Annotated in this window: 13 protein-coding genes; 9 read left to right on the top strand and 4 right to left on the bottom strand. The window is 66.3% G+C overall.

Features of this window, described 5'->3' with window-relative positions; translation table 11 throughout:
* Positions 1-151 precede the first annotated feature (151 nt).
* On the top strand, positions 152-670 hold the full coding sequence (locus XI09_RS36460; protein WP_271571192.1) for a DUF6101 family protein: 519 nt from the start codon (positions 152-154) through the stop codon (positions 668-670).
* Positions 671-779: 109 nt separating this feature from the next.
* Here the strand turns inward: XI09_RS36460 and ubiA are convergent, their stop codons facing one another.
* Together ubiA and XI09_RS36470 are read right to left on the bottom strand one after the other, a co-directional pair.
* Positions 780-1,712 (bottom strand): 4-hydroxybenzoate octaprenyltransferase, encoded by a 933-nt coding sequence (gene ubiA, locus XI09_RS36465; protein WP_271571193.1) that lies wholly within the window; start codon positions 1,710-1,712, stop codon positions 780-782.
* Positions 1,709-2,368 (bottom strand): hypothetical protein, encoded by a 660-nt coding sequence (locus tag XI09_RS36470; protein WP_271571194.1) that lies wholly within the window; start codon positions 2,366-2,368, stop codon positions 1,709-1,711. The genes ubiA and XI09_RS36470 overlap by 4 nt, the downstream gene beginning before the upstream one ends.
* Before the next feature lie 211 nt (positions 2,369-2,579).
* Between XI09_RS36470 and XI09_RS36475 the strand changes: the two genes are divergently transcribed.
* From XI09_RS36475 to XI09_RS36500, 6 genes are all read left to right on the top strand, one after another.
* A complete protein-coding gene (locus XI09_RS36475) occupies positions 2,580-3,341 on the top strand; it encodes a 16S rRNA (uracil(1498)-N(3))-methyltransferase (protein ID WP_271571195.1) in 762 nt (253 codons plus the stop codon).
* 264 nt (positions 3,342-3,605) lie between these two features.
* Positions 3,606-4,757, top strand: coding sequence for an ATP phosphoribosyltransferase regulatory subunit (locus XI09_RS36480; protein ID WP_271571196.1), 1,152 nt, complete (start codon positions 3,606-3,608; stop codon positions 4,755-4,757).
* 3 nt (positions 4,758-4,760) lie between these two features.
* Positions 4,761-5,738, top strand: a complete 978-nt coding sequence (gene hisG / locus XI09_RS36485) for an ATP phosphoribosyltransferase (protein WP_271571197.1) — start codon at positions 4,761-4,763, stop codon at positions 5,736-5,738.
* Positions 5,739-5,826: 88 nt separating this feature from the next.
* Positions 5,827-6,873 (top strand): glycosyltransferase family 2 protein, encoded by a 1,047-nt coding sequence (locus tag XI09_RS36490; protein WP_271571198.1) that lies wholly within the window; start codon positions 5,827-5,829, stop codon positions 6,871-6,873.
* Positions 6,870-7,715 carry a ChbG/HpnK family deacetylase gene (locus XI09_RS36495; protein WP_271571199.1) on the top strand — a complete coding sequence of 282 codons (846 nt, stop codon included), beginning with the start codon at positions 6,870-6,872 and terminating at the stop codon, positions 7,713-7,715. Before XI09_RS36490 ends, XI09_RS36495 begins: the two co-directional genes overlap by 4 nt.
* A gap of 129 nt (positions 7,716-7,844) precedes the next feature.
* A complete protein-coding gene (locus XI09_RS36500; RefSeq protein WP_271571200.1) occupies positions 7,845-8,684 on the top strand; it encodes a DUF2076 domain-containing protein in 840 nt (279 codons plus the stop codon).
* 70 nt (positions 8,685-8,754) lie between these two features.
* On the opposite strand, the gene XI09_RS36505 is transcribed toward XI09_RS36500, so the two are convergent.
* The gene (locus XI09_RS36505; RefSeq protein ID WP_271571201.1) at positions 8,755-9,567 is read right to left on the bottom strand and encodes a L,D-transpeptidase family protein; all 813 of its coding nucleotides are present in this window, start codon (positions 9,565-9,567) and stop codon (positions 8,755-8,757) included.
* A 314-nt stretch (positions 9,568-9,881) separates the two neighbouring features.
* Here XI09_RS36505 and XI09_RS36510 point away from each other — a divergent pair, with 314 nt between their 5' ends.
* Positions 9,882-10,667: a protein phosphatase CheZ gene (locus XI09_RS36510; protein ID WP_271571202.1), complete on the top strand. Its 786-nt coding sequence runs from the start codon at positions 9,882-9,884 to the stop codon at positions 10,665-10,667.
* A 206-nt stretch (positions 10,668-10,873) separates the two neighbouring features.
* On the opposite strand, the gene XI09_RS36515 is transcribed toward XI09_RS36510, so the two are convergent.
* Complete coding sequence (locus tag XI09_RS36515; RefSeq protein WP_271571203.1) at positions 10,874-11,395, bottom strand: hypothetical protein; 522 nt, start codon at positions 11,393-11,395, stop codon at positions 10,874-10,876.
* Positions 11,396-11,710: 315 nt separating this feature from the next.
* Between XI09_RS36515 and XI09_RS36520 the strand changes: the two genes are divergently transcribed.
* Positions 11,711-12,007: a co-chaperone GroES gene (locus XI09_RS36520; RefSeq protein WP_027546050.1), complete on the top strand. Its 297-nt coding sequence runs from the start codon at positions 11,711-11,713 to the stop codon at positions 12,005-12,007.
* Positions 12,008-12,163 lie beyond the last annotated feature (156 nt).

Below are 12,163 nucleotides of genomic sequence, written 5' to 3' on the forward strand. Positions count from 1 at the left end.
AACGTCTCGTCAATCATGCGCGCCAAGGTCTTGTCAATCATGAGCCGCGGTGACGCTGGGTTAACCAGCCTTTTTAAGCGGTTTCGGAAGCCGCCGCGCTAAGGTCCTCGCATCGACCGGGAACATAATCCTGGCGGGGAGAACTAAAGCCGTGAGGCGTCAAACAGCAACAAGCGGGATCGCTCCCGCCGGGTCGGGCCGCAGCTTGCGGCTCGACCCCCTTTCCCTTCCGGTCCGCTTCGATGCGCATGACCCGCGCGCCGACGGATACACAAGGCAGATCGAGCTTCATCGCGAACGCGTCGTGCTGCGCCGTGCCGTCCGCGGCATGCAGATGGCGATCAACGTACGCGTCAGCGACTTCACCGGCGTCGCGCTGCGCGGCAACGACGAGGCGCAGGCCCTCGTCCTCGTCCATCGCGACCCCTCGCTCTCCGTTCCGCTGCTGGTCGGCGCCGATGGCGACGAGCTCACCGAAGCCTGGGCGGTCTGGAGCGAGATCTTCGCGCTTCCGCAGCTCGACGAAGGCGCCCGCAAGCCCGCACCGCGCCGCCGCCGCGCCAACGCGATCCGCGCCCGCCGTCCGAAATTCCTGATGCGCCGGCGCACCGCCATGGCGCGCGAGCTGTCGGTTCATCACGGCGAGCGCGAGATCATCGCAAGGAATTGAGCGGCACTCGCAGTGCCGTAGGGTGGGTTAGCCGAAGGCGTAACCCACCAAGATCTATCCGCGCGGAAAGAAAGTGGTGGGTTACGCTTCGCTAACCCACCCTACGAAACTAACCGGCCCGCAGCACGGCGTCGGCGAGCAATCCCGCAAACAACAACAGCCCCGCATCGCGGTTCGACTTGAACAGGCGCAGGCAAAGCGCGGGATCATCGATCCGGAGCCGCATGACCTGCCAGGCCAGATGGGCGGCGAAAGCGGCAAGCCCGAGCCAGGCGGGCCAGCGCACATCGCCTGACGCCAGCGCGACGCCGATCAGCATCACCGCGAGCCCATAGAACAGGATCAGCGCCTGGTGCGTGTGCGCGCCAAACAGGCGCGCGGTCGACTTGATGCCGATCAGCGCATCGTCCTCGGCATCCTGATGCGCGTAGATCGTGTCATAGCCGATCACCCAGGCGATTGATCCGCCATAGAGCACGAGTGCGGTGACGTCGATGCGGCCGAAAGTGACGGCAAAGCCCATCAGCGCGCCCCAGGAGAAGGCGAGCCCGAGCACGATCTGCGGCCACCAGGTGATGCGCTTCATGAAGGGGTAGATCGCGACGATCAGAAGCGAGGCGATGCCGGTCAGGACCGCGAAGCGATTGAATTGCAGGAGCACCACGAGACCGATCAGGGCCTGCGCGACCATGAAGGCCAGCGCCTGCTTCGTGGTCACCTGCCCCGACGGCAGCGGCCGCGAGCGGGTGCGCTCGACCTTGTCGTCGAGGTCGCGGTCGGTGATGTCGTTCCAGGTGCAGCCTGCTCCGCGCATGACGAAGGCGCCGATGAAGAACAGGACGATGGTGAGCGGCAGGCGGCTTACGTCGTGCGCAATGCCGGCGGCAAGCGCCGCCGACCACCAGCATGGCATCAGGAGAAGCCAGGAGCCGATCGGACGATCGAAGCGGGACAATCGCAAATAGGGCCGCGCCCATTGCGGCGCGAGCGTATCGACCCAGTTGCCGGTGGAGTCGGCAACGCGGGTGCTCGTGTCGCTCATCGGGTGAGGACGTTGCCGTTGAGCGTGTCGAAGGTGCTGCCGCCCTTCTTGCCGGCGTTGGCCTCAGGCGCCGAGCCCGACCCCAGCACCTCGCTCAGCGACGGACCGGCCGGACCGCGCGGCTGCTGCTGCATCTGCTGCGCGACCGTACAGACCTTCTTCTGCATGGCCTCGGTGTTCTTGTGGCCATCTTTCATCTGCGCGCCGATCTGCGGCGGGATTCCGCATTTGGCGCCATTCGCCTCGACATACTTGATCATCTTGAGCTCGGCCTGGCTGAAATTGCCGATCAGCTTGCAGGCCTCGTCCGGCGTCGCATGACGGTCGCTCGCGGCCTTGATCAGCTTGCCGCGCTTCTCGGCCTCTTCGCGCAACGGGACGAACCCCTTCATGCAGTCCTCGCCCGGCGCTTGCGTCGGCGGGGCTGCGCTGAAGGCGCCGGCGCCACCGATCGGCGCAGCGCCGTTGGCGGGAAACGAGGATTGCGGCGCCGTGCCGACGGACGCGGTCGGCGCGGAGCCGTTCACGGGCGGAAATGCCGAGCTGCTCGCGGCCTGGTTCGGCAGCGGCGCCGGGAAGGCGCTTTGCGCATAGGCGCCCGCGGCCCCCATGGCGACCATGGCGGCGGCGATCGGAACCATCAAATGACGGATCATCAAGGCAGTCTCTCCGGCAGGAGCTTACGGGGTTCGGCGTCTTCCCAATTGAAGCGCAACCAGCGTGTTCGCGTTTTTACGATTCCCGCCGGCGCTTAACAACCCGTCGAATAGGGCAAGAGCGCGGCGCGCCGACGCACCGGTTTGGCAATATTTACCCCCGAAACGGCGGCTTTCGGTTAATAACGGCGACAAATCGGACCTTTGAACGATGCCCTCCCACGATTTTCGCGCCCCCCGCCTGTTCGTCGATGCCCCCCTCGCCCAGGACGCCAGGGTTCCGCTCGACCGCGACCAGAGCAATTATCTCGGCAATGTGCTGCGGCTGGCCGCGGGGGCCGAGGTGCTGGCCTTCAACGGCCGCGACGGCGAATGGCAGGCCGCCATCGAAGGCCGCAAACGGCCGGACGGCCTGGTGATCCTCCAGCTGACCCGGCCGCAGGACCGGCTGGCGGACCTCACTTACGTCTTCGCCCCGCTCAAGCACGCCCGGCTCGATTACATGGTCCAGAAGGCCATCGAGATGGGCGCTGCCGGCCTGCAACCGGTCCTGACCCGGTTCACCCAGGCCTCCCGGGTCAACACCGAGCGGATGCGGGCCAACGTGGTCGAGGCGGCCGAGCAATGCGGCATCCTGAGCATCGCGACCGTCGCCGAGCCGGTGCCGCTGGAGCGCTTCCTCGGCCAGCGCGCCGCGGGTCGCCTGCTCATCTTCTGCGATGAGGCCGCGGAGGTCGAAAACCCCGTTCAGAGCCTGCACGGCGCGCGCGAGGCGGGACAAGGTATCGACGTGCTGATCGGCCCCGAAGGCGGCTTTGCCGAGGAAGAGCGGGCGCTGTTGCTGCGGCAGCCGAAGATCCTGCGGCTCGCCCTGGGGCCCCGGATCATGCGGGCCGACACCGCCGCGGTGGCGGCGCTGGCGCTGGTGCAGGCGGTGCTGGGCGATTGGGGCGGCAAAGGCCACCTAGCGTGATCACATTTGAGAACGCCGGAAGTCGTCATGCCCGGGCTTGTCGGAGGGCAAGGTGTGGATGGCCGGGTCATGGGCGAGCGGAAGCGACGCCGTCCTTCGGACGGCTATGCCCGGCCATGACGATGGAGTTGGCCGGCCGTTAAGCGATTGATCCTTTGGAGGTCGAAACCGCTTTCCGGCCATGCTAAGGGCTGCGCCAACTGCCTTGCCTCCCCTTGCCTCCCCTTGCCCTGCCCGGTTCCGCCGGGACGATGGACCCCTGAGATGACCGCGACTGCCACCTCAAATGCTGCCGGTTCCGCCGCCTGGGCGGATACGCTGCTCTTGTCGTTCGCGCAGGCCGGCTATGTCAGGGCCGAGCCGGCGATCCTGCAACCCGCCGAGCCGTTCCTGGACCTTTCCGGCGAGGACATCCGCAAGAGCCTGTACCTGACCACGGACCTCACCGGCGAGGAGCTCTGCCTGCGCCCGGACCTGACCATACCGGTGGCGCGCGATTACCTCGCCTCCAGCCGCTCCGGCCAGCCGGCCGGGTTCAGCTATCTCGGTCCGGTATTCCGCTACCGCAGCGGCCAGGCCAGCGAATTTCTGCAGGCCGGCATCGAATCGTTCGGCCGCCAGGACCGCGCCGCGGCCGATGCCGAGATGCTGGCGCTGGCACTGGAGGCAACCAGCGCCTTCGGCGTCCGCGACGTCGAGATCCGCACCGGCGACGTGGCGCTGTTCAACGCACTGCTCGACGCGCTCAACCTCTATCCGGTCTGGCGGCGCCGCCTGGTCAAGGACTTCAACCGCAAGATCAGCCTGGAGCAGGATCTGGAGCGGCTGGCGGCCGCGGCGACCGCCACCCGCAGCGAATATGAGGGCGTGCTGGCAGCCCTCGCCGGCTCCGACCGCAAGGCGGCGCTCGCCTTCGTCACCGACTTGATGTCGATCGCCGGGACCACCAATGTCGGCGGCCGCACCACCGCCGAGATCGCCGACCGCTTCCTCGAACAATCGACGCTGAAGGGCGGCGCGCTGCCGCGCGAGGCGATCGCCGTGCTCAAGCGCTTCCTGTCGATCACAGGCAATCCCGACGACGCCATCGCCGAGCTGCGCGCGCTCACAACCGACGCCAGGCTCGACCTCACGGCTGCGATCGATCAGTTCGAGAGCCGGGTCGGCTTCATGGCTGCGCGCGGCATCGACGTGAAGCAGACGCGCTTCTCCACCGCGTTCGGACGCGGGCTCGACTATTACACCGGCTTCGAATTCGAGCTGCATCACCGCGGCAACGGCGCCGAGCCGCTGGTCGCCGGCGGACGCTATGACGGGCTGATGACCCAGCTCGGTTCGGCCGAGCCGATCGCCGCGGTCGGTTTCTCGGTCTGGGTGGACGCGCTGACCCGGATCGGCCGCAAGGTGGGAGCTTAAGTCATGAGCGCGCCATTCGTTCTGGCCGTTCCCTCCAAGGGCCGCCTCCAGGAAAACACCGAGGCCTTTTTCGCCCGCGCGGGCCTCAAGCTGTCGAAGGCCGGCGGCGCACGCGACTATCGCGGCACCATCGCGGGCCTCGACAATGTCGAGGTCGCCTATCTCTCGGCGAGCGAGATCGCCGCGCAGCTGTCGCGCGGCTTCGCCCATCTCGGCGTCACCGGCGAGGACCTGGTGCGCGAGAACATCGCGGACGCCGACAAGCACGTGTCCCTGATCGAAGGGCTCGGCTTCGGCTATGCCGACGTCGTGGTGGCGGTGCCGCAGGCCTGGATCGACGTCCGCACCATGGCCGACCTCGACGACGTCACCACCGGCTTCCGCGAGCAGCATCACATGCGGATGCGGGTTGCGACCAAGTTCGTCAATCTCACCCGCGCGTTCTTCCAGAGCCACGGCATCACCGATTACCGCATCGTCGAAAGCGCAGGCGCGACCGAAGGCGCGCCGGCGGCCGGCAGCGCCGAGCTGATCGTCGACATCACGACGACCGGCGCGACCCTCGCCGCCAACGGCTTGCGGGTGCTCGACGACGGTATGATCCTGCGCAGCCAGGCCAATCTGGTCGCCTCCAGGGATGCCGACTGGTCGCCGCAGGCGCGGGAGACCGCGCGAATCATCCTCGACCACATCGCGGCGCGGGCGCGTGCCAACAAGTACCGCGAGGTCCGGACCCGATTCCGGCAGTGCGACGCCGCCCTGCTCGGCGAGGCCCACAGCCGTTTCGGCGTCGAGGCCCCGTTCGGCGGGCCGACCTCGTCGGGCATGCTGACGCTGCACTGCCCGCCGGGGCAGCTCTATGCGCTCGCGAGCTTCCTGCGCGAGCACGGCGCCGAGACCGTCTCGGTGGTCTCGCTCGACTACGTGTTCGACCGGGAGAACCCGCTGTTCGCCAAGCTCGAGGCGTTCCTGCGGCGGTGAGCCTCAGGTCCGTTCAGCGTAGCGACAGCAAACGGCAGCTATCATATGCTGTTGAGATGACCTTGAACGCCCTCTGGAACCTTGATCGATGACGCTGGGCTCTGACGTTTCCGGCCTGACGACCACCGCGGCGAACGCCGCCGCGAAGGGGTTGTCGATCGTCGTCCCCGTCTACAACGAGGCGGCGGGCCTCGCCGCCCTGCACCAGCGCATCTGCGATCTCGCTAAGACCCTGCGGCAGCGCTATCGCCTCGCTTGCGAGGTCGTCTACGTCGACGACGGCAGCGCGGACGCGACGCTGTCGATCGCACGCAGCCTGCCGGCCGACGCGATCGACGTCCAGGTGGTCTCGCTGTCGCGCAATTTCGGCAAGGAGGCGGCGCTGATGGCCGGCCTCGACCATGCCCGCCTTGGCGCCGTGATGTTCATGGACGGCGACGGCCAGCATCCGCCGACTCTCGTCGAGCAGCTCGTGCGACACTGGATCGATGACGGCTATGACGTCGTCTATACGGCCAAGGCGCATCGCGACAACGAAACCTTCCTGCGGCGGCTCGCCGTGCATGGCTTCTACGCCCTGATCAACTGGGGTGCCCGCCAGAAGATTCCGGAAGATGCCGGCGACTTCCGCCTGCTTTCGCCGCGCGCGGTCACAGCGCTTCGGCAACTGCCGGAGCGCAACCGCTTCTTCAAGGGCCTGGCAAGCTGGATCGGCTTCCGCCAGATCCGTGTCGACTACGAGCCGGCGCCGCGCGCCCATGGCGTCACCACCTTCAACGCCGCGCGCCTGCTCGGCCTGTCGATCGAGGGCCTGACCTCGTTCTCGGTGGCACCACTGCGCTTCGCCAGCCTGCTCGGCGTCGTGCTCGCCGGCATCGCCTTCCTGTTCGGCCTCTCCATTCTCTGGGAGGTCTTCACCACCGGCAAGCAGGTCCCCGGCTATCCCTCGCTCGTGGTCGGCCTGATGACGATCGGCGGCGTGCAGCTCATCATGATCGGCATCGTCGGCGAATATATCGGCAAGATCCTCTCCGAGCTGAAGGCCCGCCCGATCTACTTCGTCGCCGAACACAGTGAAAAGCACTTCGAGACCGACAAGGCCGACGACGCCTCGAAGAGGACGGCGGCCGAATGATCGCGGCGGCGCCGCCGCGGCGGATCTGGCTCTGCGCCGACGATTACGGCATCAGCCCGGGCGTCAACCGCGCCATCCGTGACCTGATCGAACGCGGCCGCCTCAACGCCACCTCGGTGATGATGGTGGGCCCAACGATCGCTCGCGGCGAGATCGAGGCGCTCCAGGCCGCAGCGAAGACGAGCCCGCGCTGCGCGATCGGGTTGCACGTGACGCTGTCCGCGCCGTTCCGGCCGCTTACCATGCATTTTCGCCCGCTCGACGGCGACATGTTCATGTCGTTTCCGAAGCTCTTGTGCGCGGGTGTTTTGCGGCGGCTCGACCGCGAATTCTTTCGCAATGAGGTGAAGGCGCAGCTCGCGGCCTTCGCTGACGCTTTCGGCCGCGCACCAGACTTCGTCGACGGACATCAGCATGTGCAGCTCTATCCGCAGGTGCGCGACGGCTTTGTCGACGCGGTTGCCGAAACCGCGCCAAACGCCTGGGTACGCCAGGGCGGCCGCGACCTGCCGCTGAAGCAGCGGTTGGCCTCACCAAAAGCCATGGTGCTCGACATCCTCAGCGCGCAATTCCGCCGCCGCGCCGCTGGTGCCGGCCTCGGCTTCAATCCCGGCTTCGCTGGCGCATATGACTTCAGCCGCGCCGCCGATTTCGGCGAAATGATGCGGCAATTCCTGGACGGCCTGCCGGATGGCGGCCTCGTGATGTGCCATCCCGGCTTCGTCGACGACGTCCTTGCCGCGCTTGATCCGATGACCGACGTGCGCGAACGCGAGTATGCCTACCTCGGGAGCGATGAATTCGTGCGGCTGCTGGCGCAGACCAACGCGACACTGGGGTGAAATCCGGCGAAAGCGCAGGCCCGGCGAGGCGGCTTGTCGCATACCGAAATTTAATCCGGCCGGCACTGTTGAGGCCACAATGGAACCCTACATCTCCTGCGCGCTTGGTTTGCGCGAGGGAGATTGATCATGACGCCGCAGGAACGCCAGCTCGTCGACGAGCTTTTCGACCGGCTTTCGAAACTGGAAAATGCACCGCGCGATCCCGACGCGATCGCCGCGATCTCCGACGGCCTGCGCAAGGCGCCCGGCGCGATTTACGCGCTGGTGCAGACCACGCTGTTGCAGGACGAAGCGCTGAAGCGCGCCCATAACCGCATCCAAGAGTTGGAGGCGGCCCATGCGCCCGAGCCGGCGCAATCCGGCGGCTTCCTGGATACCATGCGCGAGACGCTGTTCGGCGGAGGCCCCTCGCGCGGCTCGGTTCCGAACGTGCCACCGCGTGACGCGCGGCCGGTGTGGAACAGCGGCCAGGCGATGCAGCAGTCGCAGCCGGGTTACGGCCAGCCGCCTTACGGACAGGCCTACGGCCAAGGTCCAGGTCAAGGCCCAGGTCAGGGCTATGGCGCCCCGCCGGTCGGCGGTGGCGGCGGCTCGTTCCTCGGCACGGCGGCGGCGGCCGCGGCCGGCGTCGTCGGCGGCTCGCTGCTGCTCTCCAGCATCCGCGGCATGATGGGCGGATCGCACCAGCAGGCCTTCGGCGACACCAACGCCCTGGGCGACCGCAGCGCTGGTGGAAGTCCTTGGGGCGGCAGCGACCAGTCCGGCGGCTCGCTCGCGCGCGATGCCGGCCTCAACGACATCGGCTCGAGCCGCGACCGTGGCGGCGATTCCCGCCAAGGCTTGGTCGACCAGGCTTCGAACGACGACCAGAATTACAACGATCAGAACGACAATGACGACAACGTCGACATGGCCGACGACAGCGATTTCGGCGGCGGCGACGATGGCGGCAGCGATTATGCGTAAGGCTGCTCGATAACGCGCAAACAAAAACGGCCGCCCATGGGGCGGCCGTTTTCATTTCGAAGCTCGGACCTCACATCACCACGACCTTGGTGCCGACATTGACGCGGCCGTAGAGGTCGATGACGTCCTCGTTGCGCATGCGGATGCAGCCGGAGGAGACGTTGGTGCCGATGGTCCAGGGCTCGTTGGAGCCGTGGATGCGGTAGAGCGTGGAGCCGAGATACATCGCACGCGCGCCGAGCGGGTTTTCCGGACCGCCTTCCATGTGCCTCGGCAAGTCGGGGCGGCGCGCGATCATTTCGGCCGGCGGGGTCCAGTCCGGCCATTCGCGCTTGGCCGTGATCGACTTCACGCCGGACCAGGTGAAGCCGGGACGCCCCACGCCGATGCCGTAGCGCATCGCCCGGCCGTTGCCCTCGACGAGATAGAGGAACTTGTTCGGCGTATCGACCACGATCGTGCCGGCACTTTCCTTGCCGCTATAGTCAACGAGTTGTTTCTCGAATTTCGGATCGAACGAACGCTGCCGCGGATCGACCGCCTCCTGCTGGAGACCTGCGCCTTGCTGATATCCACCCTGCATCTGCGGCTCGCCCATCGGCGGCAGGCGGCGCGGATCGTTGTAGCCCGGCTGCTGCTGATACACCGGCGGCGGTGCGTAGGCCGGACCGCGGCCGGGCCCGTCGCCGAACAGGAACTCGATGAAGCCGCCACCCATGTTCGCATTGGAGGCCACACGCACCGGCGCCGGCGGCACTTGCGGCTGGTAAAGCACCGCGGGCGGATCGTTCGGCACGGTATTGTCGAAGGCGCTGGCGCTGGTTGCGCCGGCAACGAGGGTGCAAGCGCCGCCGAGCAGCGCGACAGACATTTTCTTGAACATCGACGTACTCTGTACTGTTTCGTCTAGATCACATGCGTCGTGCAGAGCTGATGGCTGATCGGCGTCCGCGACGTGGTCAATAAAAAGCAAAAGGCGTTTTGTTTGGTAAACGGAAGCGACGTTTCGATTCACCACGTCGCGAGCGGGGCTGCAATTTGGAGATCAGCGTTTATTTTCGATGAACGCGGCGCGCCCATGGTTAATCGCTCCTTTGCGGGCCGTCGCGCACGGCCGCACAACAGTTCCTGCTGTGAACTTCGTGTTAAATCGCTTCTGCCTACAAAGACGCGTGAGTGAGGTGGGGGGAGTTCCTGATGGCTGTTCACCGCAAACGTTTTCGTGTCGAAGAGGCTATTGTCGGCGAGATGCCCAGCCCCGAAATGATTGAGGAGGCTGCGCCGATGCATAGCGAGATCATGGCGGAGCTGCGCGCCATCCGCGCACAGATGGCCAAGGGCATTGCGCCCGCACCCTTGTCCAGCAGCGCGGCCATGGCGGCGATCGACGCCTCGACGGCGCATGAGCTCTCCGAAGCGCGCACCATGCTCGACACGTACCGGGCGCAGATCGAGCAGTGCGAGAAGCTGAAGGTCGAGCTCGACCTCATCCACGACGCCATCGACCGCACCAAGCGCGAAATCGCGACGCTGCACGGCAAGAGCTTCGACGGCGGCGAGATGGCCAAGGTCAATGGCGAACTCGGCGCGGTCGTCGGCGGCACCGAGCAGGCGACCCAGCAGATTCTCGAAGCCGCCGAGTCGATCGACCAGGCGGCCAGCGCGATGTCCAAGGTGCAATCGGCCGACCAGCAGAAGCGGCTCGCCGACGACATCCAGGAACGCGTCATCTCGATCTTCGAGGCCTGCAACTTCCAGGACCTGACCGGCCAGCGTATCAGCAAGGTCATGACCACGATGAAGTTCATCGAGCAGCACATCAACGCGATGATGGAGATCTGGGGCGGCGTCGACGCGATCAAGGCCCATGTGCCGGCGCCGGTCGACGCGCGCAGCGACGACGAAAAACTCCTCAACGGTCCGAAGCTCGCCGGCGACGTCGGCCACGCCTCGCAGGACGACATCGACGCGCTGTTCGACTGAACGGACGCGAGATCGCGGAAAAGCAAAACGCCGGCGCGAGCCGGCGTTTTTGTTTTTGGGGCCATCCCCTCCGTTGTCATCGTCCGCCTTGTGCGCAATTGCGCACTGGGGCGGACGATCCAGTATTCCAGAGACGACAGTGATTGAATCGAGGGGCCGCGGCGTACTGGATGCCCCGCCTTCGCGGGGCATGACGTGGGGAGGAACTACGCCCTCGGGGCGCAGCGGACGTAGACCATGTTGCCGTAGCGGGTGGCGGCGTCCTTGTCGATGAAGCGGGTGATCAGGACGCGGCCGTCGAAGGACACGATCTCGCGGTCCTGCTCGCCGGGGGTCGGACCGGCCGGCCCGATATAGTTCTTGCCGCTGGGCGAACCCTTGAGGCGCAATTCCTGCGGCGTCGCCTGGTCGGCCAGATGCATGACCACGCCGCCGGAGGTTCCGGCGCCGATCACGTAGGGATTCTTGCACTGGGACCGCGCCGCAGCCTCGGTGCGGGCGCGGTCGGCCGGGTTCTGGAACGAGGCAAGACCCCAGCGGCCGACGATCTCGTCGGCGCGGATGCTCGCCGGCATTTCCGGGCCGGTACCGGGCTCGGCTTCGGGCGGCGGAGACGACGACGAGAAGGACGGCAGGCTCATGCCGCCGCCGCAGGCGCCCAGCAACAGCGCCAGAAAAGACGCGGCCGCCAGATTGGCTACCGTGCGCGCGCGAGCTGAACTGATCATGGCATTCCCCCGAACAAGACCATGGCCGCACCCCTCCCGCAGCCAAGCGCAAAACCGACGCCGGGGCAATGACGTCCTTTGATACGCCGGCGCCCCGAACACGTTTCCAATGCCACCATCCTATATCCGCCTCACCAATCGCTTAACCACCTTTGCTTGACAGGATCGCGGCCAAGCCATATTTCCGGGCGCACTATTAGCACTCGGAAAGCCCGATTGCTAAGCGCGCCGTTCGATCCTCGGGACGAGGATGGACGGAAGCGCCGCCCCACCCACTTCCACTACTTCCGAAGCGAGCCTCCAAAGGGAAACGTCATGGCTAAATCCAAATTTCGTCCGCTGCATGACCGTGTCGTGGTCAAACGTATCGACGCCGAGGAAAAGACCAAGGGCGGCATCATCATTCCGGACACCGCCAAGGAAAAGCCGTCCCAGGGCGAGGTCGTCGCCGTCGGACCCGGCGGCCGTGACGAGACCGGCAAGCTGATCCCGATCGACCTCAAGGCGGGCGACCGCGTGCTGTTCGGCAAGTGGTCGGGCACCGAGGTCAAGATCGACAACGAAGAGCTCCTGATCATGAAGGAGTCGGACATCATGGGCGTTCTGGCCTAAGGCCATCCGCCTGAACGGCCGCTGAATACTCCACCGTCATGCCCGGGCCTGACCCGGGCATCCATCGTTCTTCGTATGAGGATGGATTGCCGGGGCGAGCCCGGCAATGACGAAAGGAGAACGCGGCTGACGCAGCACGAAACAAGACACATCACG

The organism is Bradyrhizobium sp. CCBAU 11386 (assembly GCF_028128955.1).
Classification (GTDB): domain Bacteria; phylum Pseudomonadota; class Alphaproteobacteria; order Rhizobiales; family Xanthobacteraceae; genus Bradyrhizobium.